This window comes from Clostridium hominis, assembly GCF_014287825.1.
Taxonomy (GTDB): Bacteria; Bacillota; Clostridia; order Clostridiales; family Clostridiaceae; genus Clostridium; species Clostridium hominis.
Genome location: NZ_JACOOO010000042.1, coordinates 28,517 through 55,271, shown reverse-complemented (window position 1 = coordinate 55,271; position 26,755 = coordinate 28,517). Strand labels below are relative to the sequence as shown.

Sequence of the window (26,755 nt, the reverse complement as noted above, 5' to 3'; positions counted from 1 at the left end):
TAACCGTTCATTCTTTAATATTATATAAGTATAAATTTAATTATAGGAGATTTTATATGGCAAAAGATGATTTCTTCGATGATGCCTGTTGCAATAACCACTGTAATAACCCTGCTAATAATAATTTTGATATATCTTTTATTTGGATATTAATAATAATTTTTCTTTTTAGGGGAAGCCCCTTTGGTCATGACTGCTTTTGGGATGGCTATTGTAACGCCTTTAATAGTAGTGGGTTTAGTTGCCGTAATTTTAATAAGACTATCGGTAATAATAACTTTAACTTTAATAATGGTAATGCTAACAACTTCTTTAATAACAATTAATGTAGCTAAGTCTAAAGATTGTTATACTCTATTGTATATAAAAAACACGCCCTTTGTTAAAAATCTACTAAAGGGCGTATCTAGTATAACTCTGTGAATTTGCTTGCACTTGACTTAAGTTCTATAATAATTCAATTGTTTTTCTTGATCCTATTTTTACAGTTTTTCCATCAATACTAATCCATATATCTAACGAGCTAGGATTGTAAACTCTTGACTTATCTCCTGGAAATCTAAGAGACTTAATAGACGTTATATAATCATAAACTTCAATATTAGTTGCATACCAAATATCATTTTTATTGCTGACCATCTCTGCAAACTCTTCAATATCTTCATTTTCAACAATAGTTCTTGAATAATCAACTCCACATGACCTAATAATATCCTTAACCTTTGAGTTATATGTACCAAAAGGATAAGACATACCTCTAATTACGCCTCCATAAATTTTTTCTAAATTAATTTTATCACCTAAAACTTCTTTAAGAATATTATCTTCATTTAACTCCTCTAAATGCGGATGTGTTGCGGATACAAAAATCTTGTTTTTCTCATAATCTTCTCCTTTAATATAATTCTCTCTTTACTTAAATTATATCAAATATACTTTAAATAAATAATAAAAAAAATGATGGGTCTAACCGTCCTTTTGTGGATAGTAGATAGACTTGTGTAAAAGCAAATCTATCTACTTTTTTAATGACTAATTTTTATATTAAACTATAGGTGCCATAAGAATTTTACCTGTTCCTCGATATACATTTACAAATCCTTCACCTGAAACTGCTGATCCAACTAAGCTTTTACTTGACTTTTCTACTCTAAAATCTAAAGATTTTGACCATGCAATTGCAAAGTTACCATCAATTCTAACTTCATCATTTTCTAATATAAATTCTATAAGTTCATCCCTTGGTACTGGACTTTCAAGAACTGCAATTCCGTCTCCTTCAAGGCATAAATTAAATAAACCTTCATTTCCTAACATTGCTGAAGATAAATTAGTTCTTGCAACTACCTTCTGTTTTATCCTAGATTCACAAGCAAGAAAAAGCCCATCATCTAAAACTAATCCATTCCACTCTGAAACATCTTCAAGAAGAATATGTTTATATGTAGGCTCTAACATCAATAACCCATTTCCTTCATATTTAGGCTTAATTGATGATTCCTTTGTAACCTTTGAAGAAATTGCCTTTCCAAAAAAATCACCAATCCCTTTAACATCAGCTGCCATTTTTACATTACCAGACGTCCATTGCATAGCTCCAGCACTAATTGTATATGCATTACCATTTAATTCAATTAATACTTGTCTCTTTCTCACATTCATCTCTGATGCATAATATGCAGCCATAGCATTTCCAGTATTAACACTCAAATCCTTCTTATATTCAAGTACCTTAACTCCACCTTTTGATGCTATCAGATCTATATTTTTATTATCATATAAATTATTACATTTAACCATAATTGCTACCTCCAATTAATAAAATTACATAAATATTATACCATAAGAAAAAGCCATAGATAAATCTATAGCTTTTTCTTATGGTTAATTATCACATCTAACAATCACTATTTAACTATGTAGAATCAATGTGCTTAAGTCACCCATTTATTCCCTATACCTAAATTAAGTTTGTAGTTTTTTTGAATTTAATAATCATTTACGAGTATTTTATTTAAAAGTATAATTGTTAATTAATCTTTAATACTTTATCTTTGTAGATTAGAAGTTATACAACATATATGACCTTTTACCCCTATGTAAATAATTGATTTTTTAGAACAAAATAGCTGCTACTTTTTTAGTAGCAGCTATTTTCCCCTTACTTATATATTATTCTTTTTCTATATAGGTCCCTATATTATTGTTATTTTTCAAAGTATTTTAATGCTTTATCATAATTGCTATATGCCTTTAATTTATTAAGACTATAATCTAACACTTCATATCCACCATTAGTATCTACTAATATACCATCTTCATTTATATCAAAAAGTGTGAAATACATATTTTCACTTTTACTTATGATATCACCTGTTCTTTTTCCTAGTACGTATAATTTTCTTTCATCCCAAGGTAATACTACAATGTATTTATCATTAAACAATATTTGATAAACATCTCCTGCTATATCTATCCCTATGTTTTTTTCTTCTTTTGTCTCTATATTATAAGTTACCAGTACGGATTTTTTTCCATCTTGTACTAGGTATCCTAATTCACCATTATTAATAGTTAAGTGTTTTATATGCTCCTTACTTTCATTAACCTTTTTAACTAACTGCTTGTCCCCTGTGTTTATATCAATAGCTAATAGCTCTAATTCGCCTAAATCATTTTCAGCTATATTATAAACCTTATTATTTTCATATGTTAAATCCCAAAGTATAAATCTATCATCTACATTAAAGCCTTCAAAGCTTCTTATTACATAATTAGTATCTGCTTTAACTACTGCAACTTCTCCTCCAGCTAATACTACAACTTCCTCTTCATCATTAATTTTTTTCCTATTGCTTCTTATAAACTCAACTTTTAAAGGATACTGATAGTAATTTTCCCCTGCCTTTAACTTTTCATATTTAGAATCCTTAGAATATATATACTCACCAAGTAACAGCCTATTATAAGTCCATGAATTTTCTATAATTTTTAAATAAAGATTATTATCATTAGTATCATAAAAGTACTTATCATAAACAATTCTGCCATTGTCATAATATAACTTAGATTCCCCCATTACTTTTTCAAGAATAATCTCCTCATTAAATTGAAAATCTAACTTAACCAAGTCTTCATAATACTCACCTTTACTATATGTATAAATATTATCTTCGTATAATAGTAATTCTCCACTATATAATTTATCCGATGTACCAATAATCTTTTTATCACTTAAACTATAAATATTAATTTTATTATCTAAAATATAAGCTGCCTTATCTTTATATATTGTTAAAGGAATATTTTCTATGGTATCAAATGTCCCTATTTCATACTCTTCTTTTGTAACTATATCTTTTACTACCACAGTAGTTTTAAGGTTAGAAACATAAGAATAAATAAGCTTATTATCATTAATCTCTAAATCTTTTATTGCATAGATCTCTTCATTTTTAGGTGTTTTGTCTAATATAATTTCAGTAGTTCCATTAGTAACATTTATTCCTACAATCTTTCTATTTTGAATCTCCTTAATTAATATCCAATCTCCTGATGACTTTGCTTCTCTCATATCAGCAAAAACTTCATTACCAATATTAGATAAGTCATATTCATTTTTCTTATTACTTTCTTTATCATAAGTAACTAACTGAAAATCACTTAGTTTATTTTCAAGTGTAAATTTATTATTGTTATAAAGTGCAAAATAATACTTATCATTATTTCCAACTAATTCTATAGAATCATTCTTTCCTTCATTATAATTAATTACAAATATACAAATAATAATTACAGTTATTATAAACCAAATTATCTTATCTCTTTTAGTCATAGATTCTCTCCTTTCTTGGTTTATACAAAAATATTATATTAATTTCTTTTTCTGCTTTTAATTGAGTTGATCTATTTTCCATTAAATTACCTTAAATACGTCTCTCTATATTTATATAGCTTATTAAATAATACTATTATGGGTTAATTATAGCATCACTTACAAATGTCATACCATGTATTTTCCAAAGATAAAGCATCTTAATTAACTCATAATATAATAAAGATCATCCTTTATATTGTTAAGATATTGCATTATATTTTCCTCGTCTTTTATATTGTATATATAATCAAACTTCTCAGAAACTTGTTTTGCTATGATACTAAAAAACTCACAACAAGTAAAAATAGCATCCCAAAAATTATTTAAATCACAATCAGAATATGTATTTAAGTACATATCATAAAATTCTAAAGGCAGATATTTACTAAAGTATTTCCCCCACATCCCTGTATAAATGGTAAAATTATTATTCATTGCAATATACCATTCAATCATTTTATCAAGCTGTGGATGTACAACTTCAGTATACATTCTCATAGCATAAGGAATTTGATTTCTGCCAATCCCTTTCCCTACATTATTTAAACACCACCAAAATTCATTGCAACAACCAAAATACATTTCCTTTGTCGGTGGTTTAATCCAATGAGTCATATCGTTAGAAGGAGAAATCTCTGGTAAAAAATCGTCCTTATCTAAAAGCTTTTGTGTTAATGTATCTGAAAGATATCTTTCCAATGCTACATCTTTTACTTCTATGCGTAAATCAATTCTATTACCGTCCTTAAACAACATTAGCCAAGTATATGAATAGTTACAATCATGGTTACTTCCCCAACCAAAGTCTCTTGAATCAGGCTCCTGAACAATTGCAATTTCCCCAAATAAGTTAATCCAGTTCTTATCATCCAAGAACGATTTAGTTTCTGAAACTACAAAAACTATATCATAGTCTTGAAAAACATCTTTTTTCACATTATAGTTTACTTTTGACCCATTCATATAAACAGCCCTAATACGTTCATCTGAGTTTGCAATATTTAATATAAGTTTCATCATTACTTGTTCGTCTCTCAATTTCTTCCCCCCAATTAGCGATACTATTTTATTAATATTTAAATTTAAACTAATCAGCAAATAGTAGTTTAGTGTTTATAATATTGTTAAACACTTGATAATTACATTGAATAAGTATTGTTATTTATTATACATCAATTCTATAAGTATAATTTTTGTAAACAATATTAGTTCCACTTTTTTGAAAGCGCCTTCTTTTTCAATATTAAAACCAAGTTTTCTTAATACTGCATTTGAACCATCATTAACGAATATAACAATACGATTACGTAATAGTTTAATACTTTTAAAGAATACTGTGTTATATATATGATAGTTATAAAATCTAGACATTCATAACTCTATTCTTTAAATATGAATTAAAGTTATTATATTCAACTTGAGTTAAAAAATCAGGATATGACATAACTGATAGGGAATGTCCCTTATTAAATTTACTATACGGCGGATGGATGTGATTGAAGGTATTTTCTTTATATCCAACTCGTGTATAAAACAATTTCCTTCGAATAGATATTTCATCTATAGGTGGATCAATTTCTAATATCATTGTTTTATTCTTTTTTTTTGAGTAGTTCAAGTGCATTTTCTCCGTACTTTTTATTACGCATATTAGGCTCTATACAAAAATGCTCAATATATATATAATCTAATGTTTCCCAATAAAGAATAATCCCTATAAAGTTATCATTATCATAAATTAAATCAAAATTATATTCTTTATCACTCAATATTTCCTTTTGAGATTCAATTTTTCTTTGCTCATGATACGGAAAGCTTTTTCGATATAACATAATAGCGTCATTAAACATTTTGTCATCTTTAGATAATAATCTAATAAATTTCATAATTCACCTCTTAGTTGCAGGTTGTAATTTAGCTATACAGCTTAACTAAATTATAACATATTCTGTTAATACCGTATTATTCAATTTTCAAAAATCATTTTCATTAGTACTTCGTAATAATGAAAATGATTCGTAATGCTTTTGAATTTCACACTAAAAAATACCGCATATTCTCTTTTGAATACTACGGTATTTTACTAATTTTATATCTATAATAGTTTAAATTTACTTATTTTTATTTTCACGTTCAGTTAATTCTTTTATAACTTGAGGATATTGCTTATCAAGTTTGTAGAAGCAATAAAGAATAGGTAGAATTACAAGGAAGATTATAGGAGCATAAATGTATAAATTAGAAATTGCTCTAAGGGCAGACTCACTTTGAACTGCAAGTGCACCATTATATCCTGCCATTCCAAGAACAGTTGTTGCAGCTACCATTCCAACTCCTCCTCCAACTTTTGCTCCAAATGTTGTGGCACTGTATAATGTACCTTCAATACGTACTCCAGTCTTCCAATGACCATACTCAATAGAATCCGCCATCATTGCAAACAATGTTGCCATTAATGGTGCTGACCCAATTCCTTTTACTATGTTACAAACTACAAGCCATGAAAATGATGCTGGATTTACTATTATAAGAAGTTGTGAAATAAGAGAAATTATAGTTCCAACAAGAGCTACATTACGCTTTCCAAATCTTTTAACAAATGGCATCATCATTGCCATTAATACAATTGAAACTCCTTGCTGAATAACAGCTAAAAATCCGAAGTATGCTTCATTATGAAGAATATATTTTGCATAATAAACACCAACTCCCATTCCTATAGCCATACCAAGAATATTTACAATCCATATAGCACATATAAGAAGCCAAGCATCATTTTTCATCATTAATTTTAGAGTTTTAATAAATCCAATTTTACGATCTTCATCTGAAACTACATTAACACGCTCCTTTGTCTTAGCAAAACAAAGTAAAAATAATGCCGCTGCAATAAAACCATAAACACTAGAAACTATCATCCATGATGATTGATTAGTAGAACCTCCCACTGCATTTATAAATGGTAATGTACATGCATTTATGATAAGGCCTCCAATTTGAGCCATAGTCATACGGAATACATTAATACTTTCACGTTGAGTTTGATCTCTAGTCATAAGTGAATTTAGTGCCCCATAAGGAATATTAATTGCCGTATACAAAAATGTAGTAACAACGTTATAAGATATAAATACATATATATACTTCCCAACATTACCCAAGTCAGGAACCATAGTTAAAAGCGCCGTACATACTCCAAAAGGAATTGCAAGCCAAAGCATCCATGCACGTGCTTTACCATGCTTTGACTTAGTTTTATCCATAATAAATCCCATAATTATATCTGTAAAACCATCAAAAAAACGTGATATTAATATTAAAGTTCCAACAATACCTACATTAAGACCAAGTGCATCTGTATAGAAAAATGAAATGTATGTCCCTGTAAGAACCATAACTAGGTTACTTGCTAAATCTCCACAACCATATGCTAGTTTTTCTCCAACCCCTATTTTTTCTGTATAAACAGACTCTACTGTTTTCATAATATACCCCCCTATCCTTTTATACCATTGTTTTTTACTAATGCTGAACTTCGTCTCCCATAGTTGCTAATATAGTTTCTAATGTTAACTCTGGTAGTGCTTCTTTTACCACTCTTAAAATTTCATCATCAAAATTATGGCGAACTTCACATGTTTTATCAAAAATCATTGTTGATTCATCTGCAGGTGTACATGCATTCCATTGAGGAATACCTTCATGATTTGGATTTCCAGTTTTCGCAAACTCTATAATTGCTTTAAACATGTTGTCTTGTAATTCTTCACTAACACCTTCTATGTTTGCTACTGGTACTTTATCAATGTTATGGAACACAAATGGAATATCTGCACAATGCCATGCTGGTTTACCATGATAGCAAGGGAAATCTAATGAAAATACATACGTATATGTAGGTGCTTCACTATATTGTGATTTTGCATTTACCAAATGTTTACTCAATGGACGGAATACCATATCTAAACTTAATACATCAATAATTTTTTTATCAGGATATGCTTGTTTAAATGCTTCGACAATCTCAGATGTTTTATCTTGGAAACGCTCTTTTATCATTTCAATCATTTGCTCTTCACTTAATTCATATTTGTTTATTTGACTAGGAGCAAAACTGTTGAATTCACCAAACACTGTTCCAACCATTAAAGGTGTATTTTTTGCTTGTTCACTGAATCCAGTCATTTGTGCTTCTCCAAGGAAGTAATCATTAATCATTGGATTATTTCCAACATAAGCACCTGTTTTAGCTACATCTTGAACAACTTTTAAATAAGCACCTACTAGCCTTTGATAAGGAACTGTTTCTATTTTTTCAACTTCACTTACTGGAATCTGTAATTCTTCTAACATTGCAGTTACAATGGCACGTCCATCTCCACCCTCACAAGGTTTCATAAAGTCCCCAGCAACACCACTCATAATAATTCCTTTATGGAATAAACCTTTCGCACTTGGTATTTGCATTAATGCTCCAATTTTCATTCCACCACCTGATTGGCCAAATAAAGTCACATTTTCTGGATCTCCACCAAATTGATCAATGTTTTCATTAATCCATTTTAAAGCAGCAACTATATCAGCAAGCCCAGCATTAGCAGAATTTTCATATTTTTCACCAAATGGAGATAAATCCATAAATCCTAAGATATTTAAACGGTGATTTAATGAAACAACTACAACATCACCATGTTTACTCATATTTGCTCCATCATAAGCAAGTTGTTCAATGGAAGAACCTGCAAAATATCCTCCACCATGGATCCAAACAAGAACTGGTTTTTTTGCATTAGAATCTAAATTATTTGTCCACACATTAATATATTGACAATGTTCATCTTCAGGCCAATACATATGTGGTACAAGCATTTCTCCCTTTGGATTATCTGGAACCATTAATGGAGCAACTCGTCCATAAGACGTTGTATCTAATACACCTTCCCATGATTTAGGATCTGTTGGCATTTGAAATCGATCTGCATAAGCATAAGGGATACCTTTAAAAGTATAGATATCATCATATCGATAACCTTTCACAAATCCTGCTGTTGTTTTCACTGCTGGAATATTATCATATTCAAATTTTAAGCCCATTTATAAGCCCTCCTCATTTATACTAAATTTTATTTATAATTTTCTTTTTATACCATTAATCTAAAAATGATAAACTTACTTACTATACTTTTCTTGTCATGACTTTTAACATTCATAATGTGTTTTATAATTATATAGAGCACCAATTAAATTAGAATCATTATAATAAGCACAGTTTTCAACTATTGCATGAGGTATTGGAAACGGAATTTTTTCATACATACTATTTAATTTCTCTTGGATTTTTTCAATCAATAGTTTCTGCTTGGAAATCCCACCACCAATACATACCTTTTCTGGATCAAATAAGCATTGTAAATTATATATTTGTACAGCAATATTGTTTGCTATATTTTCTAAAGCAGCCATGGAATCTTTATCTCCTTCATGGATCCATTCAAAAATTTTCTTTCCATCAAGAGTACTTGGTTCTATTCCTTTTAAAGCTGCAACTTGAAGAATCAAGGCTGTTGTACTTCCCTTTAAAGCAAATACATTTTCCATACCTTGTGAATTTAAGTCAGTCATCAAATAAGAGACTTCTCCGGCAAAAAAGTGTTTTCCTTTAATTAATTTTCCTTGATGAATAATACCTCCACCAATTCCAGTACCAATGATTAATACAATTCCATCTTTACAATCTGAAAGATTTCCTTTCCATAATTCAGCTAAAGCAGCACTTTTCCCATCATTTTCAACAGCAACATTCACATTAACTCTTTCTTGAATCGCTTTAATTATATTTACATTAGCATTATATGTAAGCGCACCAGGTGTATAAATCTCTCCTGTATCAGAATCAATATTACCAGGCATACTTAAAGCAATACCATCCACTTTATCTCTGAACTTATAATATAAACTTGTAATGACATCTAAAAGATGCTCCAGTGTATCTGTAGGGGTATCCAATTCCCCTTTTTCATGAATAGTAGCATCCATATCCATAATGGCATATTTGATAGCTGTTCCTCCAATATCAATAACTAATTTTTTCATAGTATCAGCCTCCTAATCTAAGTCACTTATATTTGATTTAATAAATCAAGTGTTTATAATACAGTACTTACTTTCTATATTTTTTAACACGTTCATCTTCAATGACACCACTAAAGTTCATACCGAAGGCAAAATCATAACTGTGATTTTCTTCATCTTTATGACATTCCATATCAAATGAAACATCTTCTAACTGTGTTTCAACTGTACTCATATCACTTGGTATTTGGAAAGGTAGTAAAGCACTTGGCTCTTTGTTTCCACAAATAAGTTCAAGAATCGCTTGTGTTTGGACATTGAAATCTAAAAGAATCACATCAACACTTCTTTCAAACTCCTTCATGACAGTTGGATTCTTACAGTTCATAGAAACAATTACAGGTTTGTCTTTCATAAGCTTTCTTGTTTCTAATACAATATCTAAATCAGCTTCATTACTACATGTATTTGTTTTATTGTAGGTTGTCCTATTAACTATTTCATCTCTCTCATCTTGTGCAATACTTTCTTTTCTAGCAAGTGTAGCTTTATATGGACGATATTGTAGTGTAACAGGTAAATAACCCTCTTCTGACGAATATGGTTGGCATTGTGGTGATTCTATAAACACCATTGAAAAATCTGCTTCATTAGGATCTGAAACAACATCATAATAACGACTTACAATTTCTAAATTTACTGGCATCTCAGCATGAGCTTCGATAACATTGCCAAACCAATCTTTACTTTCTTCAATACGTCTTGTTGGAATATAAACTTTTTTATGTTTTTTCATTGGCAATATATTATTTTTATTTTTAAGCAATACTACTGATTTACATTGTGCTTCAAATCCTTCATTCATAAATTGCTCATTTCCAACTGTTTTTTGTGAAATTTCAGGATCTACATAAGCATTTTCAAATAAACCTGTTTGAAATATATTACGAAGCAATCGGCTTGCACTTACTTCAAAACGTCTTCTCATGAATTCTTCACCATGATTCTTGACTCCCATTTCATAAGCATCAAGTACTGGTTGAATTTCGTTATTTCCACCAAATTGATCAACGCCTGCCATTAAAGCTTTATAATGCCTCTCTGCCTCACTTAACGTTTCTACTCCCCAACATTTTCCACTTAAAAATGAATCAAATTCAGGAGCATCTTTCGTAGTCATCCAGTCTGTGCATACAACACCATCATATTCATATTTTTCACGTAATAGATCTTTGATAATAGTTTCACTGTATGAATTTCCTACATTCTCATGATTCTTTTCATCAATATCGTAAGAAATCGTATAATAAGGCATAACAGCTGCTGATTTTAGTGTTCCTCCTTTTAATTTGAAGGCACCTTCCGTAAATGGTTTTAAGTGTTCATCGAAATTATTTCCTGGATAAACGGAAAATTTACCATAAGCATAATGGGCATCTCGTCCGCTTTCTACAGTTCCTCCACCTGGCCAGTGTTTAACCATGGCATTAACACTTTCATTTCCCCAACCATCTATTATTCCTTTAGTTGTTTGAAAACCATCACAGTAACTCATAGCCATATCAGAAGATAATTGACTATCTTCTCCAAAGGTTCCACAAAATCTCATCCATCTTGGTTCAGACGCAATATCAATTTGAGGAGATAGTGCAGTCGCAATTCCAAGTGCGCGATATTCTTTTGCAGCAATCTCTGAAAATCTATATACAAGATCTGGGTCAAAAGTAGCTGCTAGTCCTAAAGATTCAGGCCATTTTGAAATATCTCCACCAGCACCTGCATTAAATTCTGTATGGGCAGAAGGTGTATGACGTGGATCTGAACTATTATTACATGGAATTCCCAAAGGAAGTTTTTCCACAAATGCTTGCATATTATTATTCCATTTTGCAGCTGTATAGGCGTCATCAACGACAGTCATAAGTACATGTCTTACTCCATCTTTTGATAAGAAGTCTTTTTGCTGGTCACTTAAATCCCAAATATTTTTATTACTTTCACTTAATTGCTTCCCATCATAAGTTCCTTGAAACATCTTTGCAAATAATGAATCACTTGTTGAAACTGATTGATGTTGACTGTATAACATGAGTCCAGCTATTTCTCTGATACTCATCTTGCTCACTAAATCTTGAATACGCTCTTCTAAAGGTAATCGCCAATCTTCATAAGGATCTAAAATCCCATTTTTATTAAGATCCTTAAATGCATAACCATCATCTTCTATAAGATTGACCCCACTATCTTTAGCATAAGCAATATCTTTTCCACCTTCATTATGAACAAAAATATAGTTATCAATTTCAGTACATATATATCTCTTCATTCCAAAGCCCCCTCGTTATCGTTTACATTCTTATTATACAGTAGATTTTTTTTATTATGTTGTTATTATTTGATTGAAAAATTCCTATTTTTTGATATTTAGTATATTTATTCTGTACTCTCTTGATTTCCATGAGAATCATCATTAAAGAAAAAACCTGTACAAATAGAAATACAAGTTTTTCTATTTGTACAGGCTCAGTTAATCTAATGGATACTATTTATTCTACGTTGTTCACAAAATATAAGTGTTTTCATATATTGCTTCTAACATTGAAAGAAGTTGTATTATTTTTAGTATGATTATTAACATTTTTTGATGCTTGATATAGTTTTCTATATTGATATGGAGTCATTGAATAACTATCCTTAAAGGCACTAATGAATGATTTTACACTTGAAAACCCATAATCAAGGGCAATGTTCTGCATACTTTTTGTAGAATCAATAACATCATTATAGCTACAATAAAGTCTGTAATTTGTTAAATATGTTTTGAAATTAGTCCCGAAATATTCACGAAATACTCTACTAAAATGTTCCTCACTCATGTGACACACCTCAGCCAATCGAGTCAAACTCAAATCCTCTTTATGATTTTCTTCTATATAATCAAGTATTTTATGTTGTCTTTTCTTTGAAATTACATACTTCTTTTCATCCCTAGATAAATCAACTTGGAATTCATTGATTAGTATATAAAGTAGTTCATAAATATATGCATTAACCATTAATTCATCATTTAATTTTGGTTTCTTACTAAAAACTTTAAAAAATTCATAAATTTCATAAACTCTCTTTTTCTTTGGCGAATCTTTTTTTATATCAAAAAATAGATTATCTATATCTGGTAATACACGTTTTAAAAAATCATAAGAAAGTATAACTAATAAAACTTCACACTCCTTATGATTTGGGCTATCCAATTTATGTACTTGTCCACTATTAATAAAAATAAAATCTCCTTCTTTAAGAGTATTTTTATGATTATTAATCCATAAATCTACTTCTCCTTTGCAAACAAGTGAAAATTCAATGCTTCTATGCCAATGAGGAGGAATATAGCTTTGTTTAATTCGAAAAGGATTTTCTTTAATATTCTCTTTATCTATATACTTAATAACAGCATTTAAATCTTGTGTAATATCTACTTTTTCATAACTAACCTTATCCAAAGGAAGTAACCACCTTTCTTACTATTATCATTTCATCAAAAAGAAATATATAAGCACCTACTTCTAATTTGAATTTGATTCTAAGTTAATTATATATACTTTATAAAAATTTTACATCATAATTTTTATTTAACAACTAGTAAAACTTTTAAACCTAGGTATAAAGGAAGTTATTTTATATAAATATTACTGAATTATACACTATACTTTATCAATGGCTTTCTTAATTGAAACTAATGAAACGTTCTCCTATTAGTGCTTCCTCGTTAATTACTTTCATTTAACTCAATACCATCTTTCATTTCACTTATTTTAATATATTACTTATAGCGTAATACGAGTTATTCCTAATGTTTATATCTATCAAAACAAAAAGCCATCTAAGAATTATTTACTTATCTTTTGATGGCTTTATACTAGCTATACACTTTACTTCTTACTAATATCTTTATGAATAGATTCACTGCCTGCCTCAATAGCTGTCTCATAATAACGAATCTTATGGTCAATAACATTCATAATATTGTTTAGTTCCTCTATCTGCTTTTTAACTATTTCCTTCCGCTTAAGAAAAACCTATAATCTATCTATAAGAGTGCTATCACCCTCTATACACATATCCATATACTTCTTTATTTCCTTTATTGGCATACCAGAATTTTTCATACATGTTATTATTTCCAACCCTTTAAAATCCTCATCTTTAAATACACGAGTACCATTTTCTTTTTTCTCTATAAATGGCATAAGACCTTCTTTATCATAATAACGTAAAGTTGGAACTGATACTCCCATTTTCTCTGCAACTTGCTTTATGGTATATGTCATAAAAAAACTCCTTTATCTAATAATATTATATTTACTTAACTGACAATCAAAATTTCACATTTTGTACTTGAAATATACACATTCAACCTTAATGAAAGAGTGTTTCATTATATATATGATATAAGATAAAGTTAACTTTATGTCAATCTTAGCTACTATTTAAATATCACTCTCTACTTCTACACATTTTATAAACTTAGCTGGCACTCCACCGTATACACAATTATCCGGTACGTCTTTAGTAACAACTGAGCCTGCTCCAATAACTGAATTCTCTCCAACAGTTATCCCTGGACAAATTATCGCCCCTGCACCAATCCAAGCATTTCTTTTAATTTTTACACTTTTTAAAATTACACCACGTCTATTTCTAGGATCTAAAGGATGATTAACTGATAATATTTTTACCTCTGGTCCAATAAGAACATTATCCTCTAATTCAATACCTCCTAAATCTACAAACATACAAGATTTATTTATAAATACATCTTTGCCAATCTTAATATTACGACCAAAGTCTGTATTAAATGGTGTTAAAACCTGTACAGAACAATCTATTTTATTTCCTGTTATTTCTGATAAAATACCTCTTACTTCCTCTGGAGTTTTATATCCTGAGTTTAATTCAGTTGTTAACCTTAAAGTATCCTCTAAAACTTTATGAATTTCAGTAAATATTGCATCCTCATGTGAAATAAACTCCATATCCTCTATTATCTTTATTAAATCCATACTCATATTTGCCTCCTAAATTCGTCTACTTCTTTATCTTAAGAGATAAAGTTAACTTTAGGTCAATACCTTTTTATAAATTTTCATATTTTTCTATAATCTAAATATTAACTGCTATCTTTTTAACAGTTGAATTCTTTTTAAGTGAATATCGCTTTATAACTATATACATTAAAATCAAATTTGTAAAATTTATTCCTATAGCAATAAGAAATGCATAGACATAAGAGCCAGTAAAGTCATAAATATATCCTACTAAAGCTAATGCAAATGCGCTTCCAAAACTAGTAGCAAATGATATTATAGGATATACTGTTGAATAATTTTCTACTCCAAAGAAATGCTTTGTTAATAAGGCAAAACCAACTGCCCCAACAGAGTAAACCGATCCAAATAAAAATGAACCAATTAATAATGCTATTGATGAAGGTGCAATTAATAAGATAACTATAGAAATTATATTAGTAACTATCATAATTATTGTGGCTTTAACGGGTCCTACTCTATCACTTATAAAACCTATAACTAACTTTGATAAAATATTACCTACCATTCCGGCTGATAACATAGTAGCTCCAACTGCAGCAGTATAATTTAAAGTTTCATCAAAGCCTGGTAAATGTTGAGTTATACCTGAAATTGCAGTATGCAATATTGCAAATATAAAGAAGCATATAAAGCTTACAGTAAAGAAATTAAATTTATTATTCTTTTTCACAATATTATTGGCAGTTCTTTCTTCTTTTGCAGTTTCTCCATAAGCTAATAATCCAATATCCTTATGATCTATGGAAAATGGATATACTACTGCTGGAATACATAATCCTATAATAGCTAGTCCCATTATTATATATGTTTTCTCCCAGCCAAAGATTTGTATACATCTACTAAATATAGGCGAACATACTGCTCCTGCTGAAAATTAGATTTACAAGAACAATTTCCTCAATTAGACGAACTAAAATTTATTTAGATTAAAAAAGACATTGAGTGACTATAAAATGAATATAAGCAATGAAAAGAAATAAATTATTCATTATCTATATTTACGATAATAAAAATAACTATCACTTTCCATATTAGGTTGCTTATGACTTATTGGTGTTCTTTTTTCAAACAATTCAAAGCCACATTTTTCCGCAAGTTTACATGATGCTACATTCACACAATCAATAGTTAAAATAAGATATTTTATATTAGATACACTAAAGCACCAATTAACTAATTCATTTACTGCTTCTTCCGTGTATCCTTTCCTTTGATATTCTTCTGACATAAAATATGCTATTTCAACTTCATTCAATGTATCTTCAAGTCCCATACCAGCCATACCAATCATTTCATCTGTATCAGCTAATGCAATTACATATCTTTTATTTTCATATATATCTGTTGAGTCAACATGACTTTGATGCCAGTCAATATATCTAAAATATTCTTGTGGAGACTCCCCAATCTCTGCCCAATCAGGCATAAATCTTAAAATATCCTTTTCTCTAACAATTCTATAGAGATTTTCAGCATCAACTCTATTAAAGTCTCTAACAACTAATCTACTAGTTTCTATTCTCATAATTCCTCATCACCCCATTAACTATTAATATCTATCCATTGCCCTATTATCATTTCAAGTTTCCTCGCTTAAACTTTCTTTATTACAATATAATTTATTAAGCGCCTCATAACTTAACTCAATCATCTTCATAACTTTGTCAATTTCACTTATTTCACTTTCAAGCCTATGAATAGTAGCTTCTTTAAATATAGAAATATCCCCCTTCATCATAACCAAGACTTGTTGAGCTAGGATAAAGGTTTAACTCCTCAATCCTTGCAATTAATTTAAGTATTGTACCCTTTCCACTACCATTAACCCATACTATCCCTACCTTCTCTTTATCATAAACTTAGAAGGTAATATTCTCTAAAACTAAATTTGTATCTTTATATTTTTTAACGTTATTTAACGATAATTCCACCATTTTCTCCATCCCATTTATTCTGCCATAGTTCATTTAGATAATTAGCCATTTTTATATTATTGTTTGCAATATCCTCATATCCTTCTCTAGCAAAGTAAGCAACCATTACTATTTCTATTGAAAGCATCATATTTTTCATAGATTTAATTTCGTGAGAAGTAAGCTTATTTACACTTTGGTAGCCTTGAATAAATGCTTTAATAAATTGTATCCACTTATCTCTCATTTCAGTATCATTAAATATTGTTGTAAGGGAACCTGTACATAAATAACATATATCAAATAACCTTGCATTAATCTGACTTAAATCAAAATCTATAACCCCAACAATATCTTCATTTTTAAATATAATATTTCCTCCGTGAAAATCTCTATGAATAACTTGTCTAGGCAATTTATAATAATCATTTCTGAACCCATTCAACAACTCATTTATACATTCTTTAAATATGTTTATTTCATTCTTATCTAAAGTAGACTTTTTTACATACTTATCTATTTCATCTATTACCCAGCCATTAAGCTCAGCTATCAAATCATTATCAAAGGCCACTATTTTTCCTTTGATTTCATCTGTAATTTTACTTAAGCCAATATGGAGTTCTGCCAAAGATTTTCCTATATTATTGCCTCTTTTTATAAAATCGCCTTCAAAATAGTTCTTTAAAACTTTTCCGTCTATTTTTGTTAAAAGAGTATAATATCTTTCATCTAAAATCTACCCAATTCCTCATATAATTATTTTTCTATCAATTAAATTAGTTTTTATAGTTATATTATAAAAATTACATAAGCTATAATAAACCTAATTTATTTTTCATAAACGAAAATGAGCCAAGACTTTAATCATGTCTTAGCTCATAAATCTCATTTAGATTTTTCTTTTAAGATAATTCTATCTATGCTTTTCTTTGATAAGAAGTATTTTTCGGCAAGTTCAACTCTACTTGCTCCATTCATATATTCATTATAAATATTGTAGTCTCTTATATTTATTTCCTTACGAGTATTATTAGCTGTTCCCCAGCCTTGTCTATTATTCTTTCTCTTAGGAATATAAATATATTCACCCTCTACATATTTTTGAATTAACTCAATTATTTCACTAGGTAATACTGCTTTTGCTGCTATATAGCACATAATGCTTCCCCCTAAATTTAAAATTTCTATTTAGGTTAAGCAAAGGCTATTTCATACTATTTTAAAATGCAATAGCCATTTGCTATGCATTATTAGCAGGTGTAGTCATAAAAATTCCTCCTTAAATTATATGTATATTTTGATTTTACTATTTTGGGGTATAACCTTCAATTAACTATTTTCTTTTTTATTACTTATTAATTAAATAAATCAAGTTGTATAAATCCTATACTATTTATTATTTTGGCCCATAACTCCAACTAATTTATGAGGTATATATGACTCTTCTAAATACTCTATTTCCTCTTCTGTTACTCTTACTGGACTAGCTTTTATAGCATCTTCTATATGTGAAATCTTTGTTGCTATTACAACCTCTTAACACTTAGCTAGCTTTTTTATAGCTCGTCCAAGATATTTTTCACTTGTACCATTTTGGTATGCAATCGCTGTACCAAAAAAATTAATTCCTTCATCAAGAGTCCAAGAGTGAATTCCTTTTGTAGAATCACCAAAACCCATACATCCAAGACAAATTCGTGATACATTTAAATCCGAATTTCTTAATGAAAATTCATATAAAAAAGCTATATGAATTATTTTAATTCACATAGCTTTACGTGTTACAAAATTATAAACATTAATTTAAGTAATTGGATAAGTACTAATTTCTATATTTTAATATTTACTGTAACGGAATACCACTCTTTATTGAAGTAGGTTTCTGCATATTCTATTATTTCATCAGCTTCATTAAATGCAATTCGTTTAACAAAGAAAGTTGCCTCTCCCTTTTTTATATTCATCATCTTTTGAATTTTAGTATTGTTTAATTCCTTTATAGAATAATTCTCATTTACCCATGTAGGAATAATTCTAAAATTAGATAATGTCTTATAAAATGACTTAGTCTTATAAATGTCTTTCGCATCTTCTAAACTTAAAATTCTGCTATCTATATATGAAGATTGATATGCTATTGGTTCATTGTTAGCCAACCTAACCCTCTTAATACATGTGATAGGCTGTTCCTTATGAATTCCTAACTTTTCAGCAATTTTTTCATTAACTATTTCTGAAATGTCATCAATTTTCATATCTATCTCATAACCTTGTTGTATTAATTCATCACTAAAGCTTATTGATGTTAGATTACGTATCATTTGTTTTTTTGCAACAAATGTTCCTAAGCCTTGAACTCCATACAAATATCCATCACTTATTAAGTCAGAAAATGCTTTACGAACTGTAGTAGCTGACACATTATATTTTTTCTTAATTACTGATTCACTATCAACCTTATCTCCTGGTTTCAGCTTTTGATGCTTAATCGCTTGGATAATATCTTGTTTTATTTGATAGTACTTTGTACCTCTGTTTTCCATGATACACACGTCCTTATTTCTATAGTCAAAATTTAATTACTGATTCTTTTGTTGTATTAATTGCTTTTTCAGCAAGAGCATGTACATCTCCTTCATTTGCCATAGCTAATTCCATATATGCCATAGCATTTAATCCAGCTACTGTACAATATCTTTCTTGATTTTCAGCAGTTATCATTGCAGCAACTCTAAATGGAGAAGCTCCTATAATATCACATGCAAATAATACTTGATTATTACCAAATTCGTCAAGTAATTTTTTCACTTTTTCTTCCAAAATATCCAAACTATCCTCTTTTGTCAAATCTATAAAGTGCATATTATTAGATACTCCAGATACCATTTCTAAATTTTCCTTAGTCCCTCTTGCATAACCTCCATGGCCCATTACTATTATATTAACCATATTTTTCTCCTATAAACTTCTAATTTTATACGTAAAATCCTGTTGTATATCCTATAAATGTTAAAACCCCTGCTAATACTAATATTAATCCCATTAATTTTAGTGGCGACCATTTCTTTTTACTGTATAAATAATATACAAACAGTGTTAATCCTAAAGGTAAAATTTTAGGAAATATACTATCAAGCATAGTATTAGCATTAAATAACACCTGATTTTCTAATAAAGTATTTGTTGTTGCATCAAATACATCCTTTACAATTTGAATTGGTAAAACACAACTAACAAATGAAGCTGTTAATGCACCAACAACAGTTAAGCCTAATACTGTCATAGTATCTGTTAATATATCAATCTTACCAGTTGACATAAAGCTGTGCATTCCTTCAATTCCTGATCTATATCCAACCTTAAATAGTTTCCAACTTAACCAGCAAGTTAATACAGGGTATACTACCATGTACATAACTGGTCCTATCCATGGAATAGTAGTAGCACCTTGTGAAATTGATAAACACATTGTTAATAATATAGGTATAATAGTCGCAACCCAAAGAGAATCTCCAATTGCTGATGTTGGTCCTATTAAAGCAACCTTAACACCACTAATTAATTCAGGTGTACACTGTCCATTTGCATTAGCTTCCTCTAAACCACAAACTATACCATTACAAATGCTACCTACTTGAGCTTCTGTATTAAATAATGTAATATGTCTTTCAAGAGCTTCTGCCTTTTCTTCCTTAGTGTCATATAATTCATCTATAACAGGAGCCATTGATTGTCCAAATGCCATACCTAACATACTTTCTGCTTGTTGGGAGCATCCATTCCAAAAAAACCAATTTAAAAATGATTTTTTAAGTGTCTTTTCGCTTATTTTCTTCCCCATAATTATACCTCCTTCTTAACTGATAAACTATTTACACAAGTGTAATAAAGAACCGCTACTATAATAGCTATTACAGCAACTGCCATAGTATTTAAGTTGAGATAAGTTACAGCAATAAATCCAGCAAGGAATATAACAATATGATAACGTTTCTTTAATAAGAAAGATAAAATAATCCCCATTCCTAGCGCAGCCATCATTCCGCCAAATATACCTAATAAAGTAGTTATCCAACCTGGTATTAAAGTTACAAAGTCAGCTTGTGCTGAAGCAGCTGTAATTGAAGTTAAAACAATAACTGCTGGTATAAATCTACATGCAAAACCAATTAATTGTCCAAAAACAACATTAGGAATATACATCTTTTTAGTTTCTCCTTGTGCTGCATATTTTTGAGCAATACGATTTAAAGGAAGATTACATGCATAAGAAACATTCCACATCAATTGTCCAACTAATCCTCCGATACCTGCAAAAACAACTGCTAATCCAATAGCTTGTGTTGCATCCATTCCCTTACCAAACACAAGAGCTCCTGCTACACCTATATATGTTGCGTAAGATAAATCCCAAGCAACTGCACCACCTGGTGTTACATTTCCCATATACATTATTTGTAGTGGAATACCAACAATCATCGCTGTTTGTAAATCTCCCATTATTAATCCAACTATAAAAGCTGCTACTAAAGGTCTTCCTAATGTATACCATCCAATTGTATTACCTACAATTGATCCAATAGAACCTAAGTAAATAAATAACCCAATTAAAATAATTTGAATAATACTCATAAAAATTCTCCCCTTATTATTATTAAGCATAATCGCTCTTTAGATAGAATTATATTTATAATTTCTTACCTTAATAAAACGTTTAATAAATATATATCTGCTGTGGCCACTAAGCAAAAATTCCTTTATTAAAACTGTATTATTCTAAAACAAATGACTTATATTATTTAATTGTTTTTTTAAAAGCTTCCCAAGATGTTTTGCTCGCACTAGGTAGCTGTTGGAAATTAACTTCTAATCCACTATCAACAAGGCTATCTATAATTTTTACATCATTGTCACTTAAATAAAAAATCCCTGTTGAGCCGCTTAGCTTGTGATTTGTATCAGCTCTCTTCGCTATGTTACCAAGCATTATAAATTCACAATCTGAAATTTCATCTTTAATTTCTTCAAGTTTTATTGGAAATTTTACTATTACTAAGCGGTTTTTATCTCCTCCTTTTGACAACATTACTTTAGCTTCTTCAGTTGTAACTATATGTGTCTTATAAGTTGAAGGAACCCCCATTGTCATTATTGATTTTAACATTGGATTTTTTGCACTAGAATCATCAATTGCAATTATCTCACCGATACTAAGGGTTGGACACCATGCAACTATCGTTTGTCCATGAATTAATCTATCATCTACTCTTATATAAGTTTTGCCCATCATTAACCTCTCCTTTAATTATCTTTAATTATTACCATAATTCATTTTCTATTAAGCTTGCATACATATATGTCACTGTATATCCACTGCTATTTGATTCTATTTGTCGCACCCTACCATTAGTTGGATAATATTCTTGATATGGAAATGTATTAACCTTTCCTTGGAACACTTGATATTGCTTTAGTCCACAATACCATTGCTTTACTTCCTCTTCATTTAACACAAAATAGGCCTGAGGAATAAATCCAACTAAATCCTCAAAAGTCTCGCCATATACTAATCGTATATTACTTCCTTTTTCTCTTAATCTCTTTACTGCAGTAGTTACTGCATCATGAGTATTTATATGCCGTGGATGCATTGATCCTCTCCAGTGTGTAATCACCAAATCTACCTTTTCATCTATAAAATATCTTTCCATCCTATCTGAAAACTCTTCTAAAGATGGCATATTATTTGATACATATCCAAGCCATATAGTATCTCCCCCTAAATCATTTGCCGCTCTTTCATTTTGTTTTAATAAATCCTTTAAATATAAATTTTTTTCTTCATCCGTTGCATTAGGATCTTCAAGTCTTCCTTGAGTTACATGAATAAATGTACAGTGTGCACCTTCCTTTGCATATTTAATCATCAATGGCCCCCCTAAAAGTTCTGCATCTAACGAATGAGCTCCAATACTAACTACTCTTTTTATAATACTCACATTTCTCACCTCTTTTTATAATGTTTTTCTATAGTCTACAAATATTCTAAATAATTTAACGCCATGTCTTTCATAAAATCTTCTTCCTGGAATATCTGTAGATACAAAATACAAATGATATATACCCCGTTTCTTCATTTCTTGTTGCATAATATCAAACAATATTCCACCTATCCCATAATTTCTTGCCTCTTTTGCTACTCCAATCGGTCCAAATCTCATAGGATTTCCATCTATCATCCTCATACAAAAGCCTACTATCTTTTCTTCTTTATTTAAAACTAACAATACACAATCTTCTGCTGTATTATTTTGCATAGAAATTAATAGATTTCTTTTCCATCCTCCACCAAACTCAACTTTTGCAAATTCTAATGCTTCTAATGCATATTTATAATCAAAGTTTACAATTGAAAACCCTTTTTCTTTTGCTACCTTCAACTTTTGAATTGTATCTTCACTTAATTGATAATCGTGTAAATCTTTGCACATAGAATAGCTTTCATCACCTGCGACATATCCTAACTTTTCAAAAAACTTTATTGCACATTTATAATTTTCTTTATCCACACCTGGGAAAATATAGTTTGGACTATATGCTCCGAGTGTAATATTTTCAGCACCTAGCACTTTTAATTTCTTCTCAACTTTAGATACAAGAGCATGTCCAATTCCTCTTCTTTCATAAGCTGGATCTACAAATACTACATTTATCCATCCTCTTTTTGGCTCTAACCCTCTTTCTAAATAAGGAAATATACGTTTAGTTCCTAATATATAACCAACAACCCTTCCTTCTTCGATAGCCACATAGCTTAATTGGGAGTTAAAATTATCATCAAATAATATCTGCTTTCTAAATTTATTAACACTAATTAAATCCCATTCTAATGTACTATTCCATAAGTTAATAACCTCTGCTTCAAATTTTTGAGAATAATTCAATATTTTCATTTCTAAATTTCCTCCTGTATCAAAAACATACTCCACATATTAACAAGTTAACATGTTAACCTATTAACTAATCTAATTGTACAATGTTAATATTTACATTTCAAGGTTTTTTTGTTATTTATTAACATTTTTGTTTCTTCATATTTCTACATTATCTATTTGCTCTTACTACATCTTTCATAATAAATAAAAGAATTTTATGTTTATATCAAATAAAAAATCTGTATATGTATAAAATTTCGTTTTATACATATACAGATTTGTATGCATTATCTAGTTTTGTTACAATGTTTCTGGAACTCTTTGAATTACCTCTACAAATGTAAATTTCCCATCTTCGTATTCATACTTAAATATTGCGCAGTTAGAAAAAGCATTTCTAGGTAATTTACTTGCATCATAGCAATGTTCTAGAAATCTTAAACATGCACCAGCGTGTGAAACTGCTAATACATATCTATGATCTTCTTTCTGCATAATCTCGTGACAAGTTTTCACAACTCTTTCTCTACACATATCTCTAGATTCTCCACCATATTTAGTAAAGAATGTTTCAAATGTCTCTCTATCAGGGTTTAAATCCTCGCTTTCACCTTCAAAAGTTCCAAAGTTCATTTCCTTTAAACCTTTTAATCTAGTATATGGCATACTATTTTCTGTTACAATTTCTAGCGTATCAGAACATCTTTCTGCTGTTGAGCAGTATAAATGGTCAAGTTCTATATCTTTAAAATATTCTCCTGCTGCTTTTGCTTGTTCTATTCCAAAATCAGTTAATGGGGAATCACACCACCCTTGTATCTTTCTTCTTAAATTAAATAATGTTTGTCCATGACGCATCATATAAAATATCTTTTTCATCTTCATACCTCCCCTTTACGTTTACATTGTATTACTTGGAGTTAACTCCAAGTCAATATCTTTTTATAAATTTGTTAAAAAATAAGATATCCCAACAAAGCCATTTTAACTTTGCTGGGATTTAAACTCCACTATATTAGATAAGATAATTATACTTTTTTACTATATTATTTTTTACTTACTCCAATACCATTTTTATATCATTTACTATTAACTCTTCTGTTAAATGATAACGCTGATATAACTCATTTAGAGGAACTCTATCTGTAAATTCTTTTGTGGCTCCGAAGTTTAATACTTTCATCTCTTTATCACCATAGAATCTTGATATTTTTTCTCCAAACCCACCATCTAGTATTCCATCTTCTAATGTAATTACTAATTTATGATTATCTAATAGTTCTGTTAATAACTCTTTATCAATTCCTGTAATAAACCTAGGATTAATTAATGTAGCATCAATTCCTATTTCTTCTTTTAATTTTTCTTGTACCTTCTTACCTAGCCCATAGAAGGAACCAAGACCTATTATTGCCACTTCACTACCATTAATAGTCTTTTCATAAGTATTTAGTTTATTAAAATCAGCTTCAACTTTAACACCAGTAGAAATTACATCTGTATTGGGAAAACGTATAGCTACTGGCTGATTATCTTTTGGTGAATCAAACACATAATGTAAAGCTATAGTGGCTTCCACCATCCCAAGATTAGGACCAAAATGTCCACCTGTTGTACTTGCTTTCTCAAAAAGTACTTCTCTTATTTCTTCTGCTAAATCATTTAACTCTATTTTTTAAAGGAGTTGATAGATATGAATTATAGTATAAAAGAAGTTTCTAAAATGGTAAATTTACCTCACTCAACTATTCGCTATTATGATAAAGAAGGGCTACTCCCCTTCCTTTAAAGAAAAGAATCAGGTTATCGTATTTTTACCGAAGGTAATATTCAAATGTTAAAATCATTGAGTGCTTTAAAAATACAGGTATGTCTATTCTAGAAATTAAACAGTTTGTTAATTGGGTTAAAGAAGGTGATTCCTATTTAGAATAAAGATATAAACTGTTTATGGAAAGAAAAAAACAGTACAAGCACAAATTAAAGCTCTTCAGAAACAATTGGATTTAATTGATCATAAATGTTGGTATTATAAAACCGCAATGGAAGCTGGTACTGAAAGTATCCACTTTACTAAAAATTCTGATGATTTATCCTGCTTATAACTATAGATAATGCAAAATAGTTATGAGTTAAAGAAAAAAGTCAGCAAAGCTGACTTTCAATTTTATAACCTTATGAGCTATTTAGCAGCTTCATTCTTAATGATTACCTCTTAACTTAAATAACTCCTATTTTTTTAGCTATTTCTAAATTTACTCCTAATACATTAACTGTTTCTTCACCGAATATATTTAAAAACTTCCCTTTAGTATTATTATCAATAATCTCTAGTAACTCTTCTTCTGCTAAGCCTGTAGTTTTTACTAGATTAGCAACTTGTATTTTAGCAGACTCAGGAGAAATATGAGGATCTAGTCCTGATCCTGAAGCAGTTAATAAGTCTGTTGGTATATCTTCTTTTTTTACATCAGGATTATTTTGCAAAAATTCAGCCATATCTTCTTCAACTCTTGTTATTAGGTCAGGATTTGATGGAGCGTAGTTATCTGATCCTGACCTAACTCCAGTATAAGTTCCATTCTCTTTTTCTTCAGCTGTATAAGTATTATAATTTACAGCTGACGGACGACATTTCATAAATCTTTCGTCTGTAAAGTCTTGTCCTACTAGCTCTGAACCTACTTCTTTTCCATTAACCTCTATAATACTTCCATTAGCTTTATTAGGAAATAATACTTGTGAAATACCTGTTACAACTAATGGATAGATTATTCCACATAGTAGTAATAACACTACTGAAAAAATCATGATCTTTTTTAGTCCATTTAACATCTTACTCATTTT

The 26,755-nt window shown here is 29.5% G+C and carries 31 protein-coding genes and 1 pseudogene; 2 read left to right on the top strand and 30 right to left on the bottom strand.

The window, feature by feature from the left end:
• Positions 1 to 56: 56 nt before the first annotated feature.
• Positions 57 to 326 (top strand): hypothetical protein, encoded by a 270-nt coding sequence (locus tag H8S20_RS17645; protein ID WP_186860938.1) that lies wholly within the window; start codon positions 57 to 59, stop codon positions 324 to 326.
• A gap of 121 nt (positions 327 to 447) precedes the next feature.
• Here the strand turns inward: H8S20_RS17645 and H8S20_RS17640 are convergent, their stop codons facing one another.
• The 29 genes and pseudogenes from H8S20_RS17640 to H8S20_RS17505 form a co-directional block, all read right to left on the bottom strand.
• Positions 448 to 870: a polysaccharide deacetylase family protein gene (locus H8S20_RS17640; protein WP_366456574.1), complete on the bottom strand. Its 423-nt coding sequence runs from the start codon at positions 868 to 870 to the stop codon at positions 448 to 450.
• Positions 871 to 1,044: 174 nt separating this feature from the next.
• Positions 1,045 to 1,800, bottom strand: a complete 756-nt coding sequence (locus H8S20_RS17635; protein ID WP_032118785.1) for an AIM24 family protein — start codon at positions 1,798 to 1,800, stop codon at positions 1,045 to 1,047.
• Positions 1,801 to 2,206: 406 nt separating this feature from the next.
• Positions 2,207 to 3,835 carry a hypothetical protein gene (locus tag H8S20_RS17630; protein ID WP_186860937.1) on the bottom strand — a complete coding sequence of 543 codons (1,629 nt, stop codon included), beginning with the start codon at positions 3,833 to 3,835 and terminating at the stop codon, positions 2,207 to 2,209.
• 204 nt (positions 3,836 to 4,039) lie between these two features.
• Entirely contained in the window at positions 4,040 to 4,915 is an 876-nt protein-coding gene (locus H8S20_RS17625; RefSeq protein ID WP_186860936.1) for an aminoglycoside 6-adenylyltransferase, read from the bottom strand.
• 120 nt (positions 4,916 to 5,035) lie between these two features.
• A complete protein-coding gene (locus H8S20_RS17620; protein ID WP_186860935.1) occupies positions 5,036 to 5,248 on the bottom strand; it encodes a hypothetical protein in 213 nt (70 codons plus the stop codon).
• Positions 5,241 to 5,465 carry a hypothetical protein gene (locus H8S20_RS20565; RefSeq protein WP_243177760.1) on the bottom strand — a complete coding sequence of 75 codons (225 nt, stop codon included), beginning with the start codon at positions 5,463 to 5,465 and terminating at the stop codon, positions 5,241 to 5,243. Before H8S20_RS20565 ends, H8S20_RS17620 begins: the two co-directional genes overlap by 8 nt.
• Before the next feature lie 4 nt (positions 5,466 to 5,469).
• Positions 5,470 to 5,763, bottom strand: a complete 294-nt coding sequence (locus H8S20_RS20560; RefSeq protein ID WP_243177758.1) for a GNAT family N-acetyltransferase — start codon at positions 5,761 to 5,763, stop codon at positions 5,470 to 5,472.
• Between the two features lie 225 nt (positions 5,764 to 5,988).
• Positions 5,989 to 7,362, bottom strand: a complete 1,374-nt coding sequence (locus H8S20_RS17610; RefSeq protein ID WP_186860934.1) for an MFS transporter — start codon at positions 7,360 to 7,362, stop codon at positions 5,989 to 5,991.
• A 37-nt stretch (positions 7,363 to 7,399) separates the two neighbouring features.
• Entirely contained in the window at positions 7,400 to 8,971 is a 1,572-nt protein-coding gene (locus H8S20_RS17605; protein WP_186860933.1) for a carboxylesterase/lipase family protein, read from the bottom strand.
• A gap of 105 nt (positions 8,972 to 9,076) precedes the next feature.
• Positions 9,077 to 9,970: an ROK family protein gene (locus H8S20_RS17600; RefSeq protein ID WP_186860932.1), complete on the bottom strand. Its 894-nt coding sequence runs from the start codon at positions 9,968 to 9,970 to the stop codon at positions 9,077 to 9,079.
• A gap of 67 nt (positions 9,971 to 10,037) precedes the next feature.
• Complete coding sequence (locus H8S20_RS17595; protein ID WP_186860931.1) at positions 10,038 to 12,275, bottom strand: glycoside hydrolase family 3 protein; 2,238 nt, start codon at positions 12,273 to 12,275, stop codon at positions 10,038 to 10,040.
• A 253-nt stretch (positions 12,276 to 12,528) separates the two neighbouring features.
• Complete coding sequence (locus tag H8S20_RS17590) at positions 12,529 to 13,449, bottom strand: AraC family transcriptional regulator (RefSeq protein WP_186860930.1); 921 nt, start codon at positions 13,447 to 13,449, stop codon at positions 12,529 to 12,531.
• A 576-nt stretch (positions 13,450 to 14,025) separates the two neighbouring features.
• Positions 14,026 to 14,277 (bottom strand): MerR family transcriptional regulator, encoded by a 252-nt coding sequence (locus H8S20_RS20555; protein ID WP_243177756.1) that lies wholly within the window; start codon positions 14,275 to 14,277, stop codon positions 14,026 to 14,028.
• A 159-nt stretch (positions 14,278 to 14,436) separates the two neighbouring features.
• Entirely contained in the window at positions 14,437 to 15,015 is a 579-nt protein-coding gene (locus H8S20_RS17580; protein WP_186860929.1) for a DapH/DapD/GlmU-related protein, read from the bottom strand.
• 94 nt (positions 15,016 to 15,109) lie between these two features.
• Positions 15,110 to 15,853: an MFS transporter gene (locus H8S20_RS17575; protein WP_186860928.1), complete on the bottom strand. Its 744-nt coding sequence runs from the start codon at positions 15,851 to 15,853 to the stop codon at positions 15,110 to 15,112.
• A gap of 192 nt (positions 15,854 to 16,045) precedes the next feature.
• On the bottom strand, positions 16,046 to 16,582 hold the full coding sequence (locus H8S20_RS17570) for a GNAT family N-acetyltransferase (protein ID WP_186860927.1): 537 nt from the start codon (positions 16,580 to 16,582) through the stop codon (positions 16,046 to 16,048).
• A 54-nt stretch (positions 16,583 to 16,636) separates the two neighbouring features.
• Positions 16,637 to 16,795: a hypothetical protein gene (locus H8S20_RS17565; protein ID WP_186860926.1), complete on the bottom strand. Its 159-nt coding sequence runs from the start codon at positions 16,793 to 16,795 to the stop codon at positions 16,637 to 16,639.
• Positions 16,796 to 16,968: 173 nt separating this feature from the next.
• Complete coding sequence (locus H8S20_RS17560; protein WP_186860976.1) at positions 16,969 to 17,709, bottom strand: phosphotransferase; 741 nt, start codon at positions 17,707 to 17,709, stop codon at positions 16,969 to 16,971.
• 149 nt (positions 17,710 to 17,858) lie between these two features.
• The gene (locus H8S20_RS17555; protein ID WP_186860925.1) at positions 17,859 to 18,131 is read right to left on the bottom strand and encodes a CD3324 family protein; all 273 of its coding nucleotides are present in this window, start codon (positions 18,129 to 18,131) and stop codon (positions 17,859 to 17,861) included.
• Between the two features lie 381 nt (positions 18,132 to 18,512).
• Positions 18,513 to 18,722, bottom strand: a pseudogene (locus H8S20_RS17550) (aldo/keto reductase); the annotation flags it as partial.
• A gap of 80 nt (positions 18,723 to 18,802) precedes the next feature.
• Positions 18,803 to 19,516 carry a GntR family transcriptional regulator gene (locus tag H8S20_RS17545; RefSeq protein ID WP_186860924.1) on the bottom strand — a complete coding sequence of 238 codons (714 nt, stop codon included), beginning with the start codon at positions 19,514 to 19,516 and terminating at the stop codon, positions 18,803 to 18,805.
• Between the two features lie 25 nt (positions 19,517 to 19,541).
• Complete coding sequence (locus tag H8S20_RS17540) at positions 19,542 to 19,922, bottom strand: PTS sugar transporter subunit IIA (RefSeq protein ID WP_186860923.1); 381 nt, start codon at positions 19,920 to 19,922, stop codon at positions 19,542 to 19,544.
• A 25-nt stretch (positions 19,923 to 19,947) separates the two neighbouring features.
• Positions 19,948 to 20,814, bottom strand: coding sequence for a PTS system mannose/fructose/sorbose family transporter subunit IID (locus H8S20_RS17535; RefSeq protein WP_186860922.1), 867 nt, complete (start codon positions 20,812 to 20,814; stop codon positions 19,948 to 19,950).
• A gap of 2 nt (positions 20,815 to 20,816) precedes the next feature.
• Positions 20,817 to 21,605: a PTS mannose/fructose/sorbose/N-acetylgalactosamine transporter subunit IIC gene (locus tag H8S20_RS17530; RefSeq protein WP_186860921.1), complete on the bottom strand. Its 789-nt coding sequence runs from the start codon at positions 21,603 to 21,605 to the stop codon at positions 20,817 to 20,819.
• A 163-nt stretch (positions 21,606 to 21,768) separates the two neighbouring features.
• Positions 21,769 to 22,260, bottom strand: coding sequence for a PTS sugar transporter subunit IIB (locus tag H8S20_RS17525; RefSeq protein ID WP_186860920.1), 492 nt, complete (start codon positions 22,258 to 22,260; stop codon positions 21,769 to 21,771).
• A 31-nt stretch (positions 22,261 to 22,291) separates the two neighbouring features.
• Positions 22,292 to 22,972 carry a PIG-L deacetylase family protein gene (locus H8S20_RS17520; RefSeq protein ID WP_186860919.1) on the bottom strand — a complete coding sequence of 227 codons (681 nt, stop codon included), beginning with the start codon at positions 22,970 to 22,972 and terminating at the stop codon, positions 22,292 to 22,294.
• A 15-nt stretch (positions 22,973 to 22,987) separates the two neighbouring features.
• Positions 22,988 to 23,926, bottom strand: a complete 939-nt coding sequence (locus H8S20_RS17515; protein WP_186860918.1) for a GNAT family N-acetyltransferase — start codon at positions 23,924 to 23,926, stop codon at positions 22,988 to 22,990.
• A 282-nt stretch (positions 23,927 to 24,208) separates the two neighbouring features.
• A complete protein-coding gene (locus tag H8S20_RS17510) occupies positions 24,209 to 24,787 on the bottom strand; it encodes a histidine phosphatase family protein (RefSeq protein WP_186860917.1) in 579 nt (192 codons plus the stop codon).
• A 178-nt stretch (positions 24,788 to 24,965) separates the two neighbouring features.
• Positions 24,966 to 25,580, bottom strand: a complete 615-nt coding sequence (locus H8S20_RS17505; protein ID WP_366456571.1) for a transketolase C-terminal domain-containing protein — start codon at positions 25,578 to 25,580, stop codon at positions 24,966 to 24,968.
• A gap of 21 nt (positions 25,581 to 25,601) precedes the next feature.
• Between H8S20_RS17505 and H8S20_RS20845 the strand changes: the two genes are divergently transcribed.
• Complete coding sequence (locus tag H8S20_RS20845; protein WP_207725353.1) at positions 25,602 to 25,697, top strand: MerR family DNA-binding transcriptional regulator; 96 nt, start codon at positions 25,602 to 25,604, stop codon at positions 25,695 to 25,697.
• A gap of 431 nt (positions 25,698 to 26,128) precedes the next feature.
• Here the strand turns inward: H8S20_RS20845 and H8S20_RS17490 are convergent, their stop codons facing one another.
• Positions 26,129 to 26,752 carry a K(+)-transporting ATPase subunit C gene (locus H8S20_RS17490; protein WP_186860916.1) on the bottom strand — a complete coding sequence of 208 codons (624 nt, stop codon included), beginning with the start codon at positions 26,750 to 26,752 and terminating at the stop codon, positions 26,129 to 26,131.
• Positions 26,753 to 26,755 lie beyond the last annotated feature (3 nt).

Coding starts and splice junctions, on each gene's coding strand:
- H8S20_RS17645 (WP_186860938.1), top strand. CDS start 57: ATGGCAAAAGATGATTTCTTCGATGATGCCTGTTGCAATAACCACTGT.
- H8S20_RS17635 (WP_032118785.1), bottom strand. CDS start 1,800: ATGGTTAAATGTAATAATTTATATGATAATAAAAATATAGATCTGATA.
- H8S20_RS17630 (WP_186860937.1), bottom strand. CDS start 3,835: ATGACTAAAAGAGATAAGATAATTTGGTTTATAATAACTGTAATTATT.
- H8S20_RS17620 (WP_186860935.1), bottom strand. CDS start 5,248: ATGTCTAGATTTTATAACTATCATATATATAACACAGTATTCTTTAAA.
- H8S20_RS20565 (WP_243177760.1), bottom strand. CDS start 5,465: ATGATATTAGAAATTGATCCACCTATAGATGAAATATCTATTCGAAGG.
- H8S20_RS20560 (WP_243177758.1), bottom strand. CDS start 5,763: ATGAAATTTATTAGATTATTATCTAAAGATGACAAAATGTTTAATGAC.
- H8S20_RS17610 (WP_186860934.1), bottom strand. CDS start 7,362: ATGAAAACAGTAGAGTCTGTTTATACAGAAAAAATAGGGGTTGGAGAA.
- H8S20_RS17605 (WP_186860933.1), bottom strand. CDS start 8,971: ATGGGCTTAAAATTTGAATATGATAATATTCCAGCAGTGAAAACAACA.
- H8S20_RS17600 (WP_186860932.1), bottom strand. CDS start 9,970: ATGAAAAAATTAGTTATTGATATTGGAGGAACAGCTATCAAATATGCC.
- H8S20_RS17595 (WP_186860931.1), bottom strand. CDS start 12,275: ATGAAGAGATATATATGTACTGAAATTGATAACTATATTTTTGTTCAT.
- H8S20_RS20555 (WP_243177756.1), bottom strand. CDS start 14,277: ATGACATATACCATAAAGCAAGTTGCAGAGAAAATGGGAGTATCAGTT.
- H8S20_RS17580 (WP_186860929.1), bottom strand. CDS start 15,015: ATGAGTATGGATTTAATAAAGATAATAGAGGATATGGAGTTTATTTCA.
- H8S20_RS17575 (WP_186860928.1), bottom strand. CDS start 15,853: ATGGGACTAGCTATTATAGGATTATGTATTCCAGCAGTAGTATATCCA.
- H8S20_RS17570 (WP_186860927.1), bottom strand. CDS start 16,582: ATGAGAATAGAAACTAGTAGATTAGTTGTTAGAGACTTTAATAGAGTT.
- H8S20_RS17565 (WP_186860926.1), bottom strand. CDS start 16,795: ATGATGAAGGGGGATATTTCTATATTTAAAGAAGCTACTATTCATAGG.
- H8S20_RS17555 (WP_186860925.1), bottom strand. CDS start 18,131: ATGTGCTATATAGCAGCAAAAGCAGTATTACCTAGTGAAATAATTGAG.
- H8S20_RS17545 (WP_186860924.1), bottom strand. CDS start 19,516: ATGGAAAACAGAGGTACAAAGTACTATCAAATAAAACAAGATATTATC.
- H8S20_RS17540 (WP_186860923.1), bottom strand. CDS start 19,922: ATGGTTAATATAATAGTAATGGGCCATGGAGGTTATGCAAGAGGGACT.
- H8S20_RS17535 (WP_186860922.1), bottom strand. CDS start 20,814: ATGGGGAAGAAAATAAGCGAAAAGACACTTAAAAAATCATTTTTAAAT.
- H8S20_RS17530 (WP_186860921.1), bottom strand. CDS start 21,605: ATGAGTATTATTCAAATTATTTTAATTGGGTTATTTATTTACTTAGGT.
- H8S20_RS17525 (WP_186860920.1), bottom strand. CDS start 22,260: ATGGGCAAAACTTATATAAGAGTAGATGATAGATTAATTCATGGACAA.
- H8S20_RS17515 (WP_186860918.1), bottom strand. CDS start 23,926: ATGAAAATATTGAATTATTCTCAAAAATTTGAAGCAGAGGTTATTAAC.
- H8S20_RS17510 (WP_186860917.1), bottom strand. CDS start 24,787: ATGAAAAAGATATTTTATATGATGCGTCATGGACAAACATTATTTAAT.
- H8S20_RS20845 (WP_207725353.1), top strand. CDS start 25,602: ATGAATTATAGTATAAAAGAAGTTTCTAAAATGGTAAATTTACCTCAC.
- H8S20_RS17490 (WP_186860916.1), bottom strand. CDS start 26,752: ATGAGTAAGATGTTAAATGGACTAAAAAAGATCATGATTTTTTCAGTA.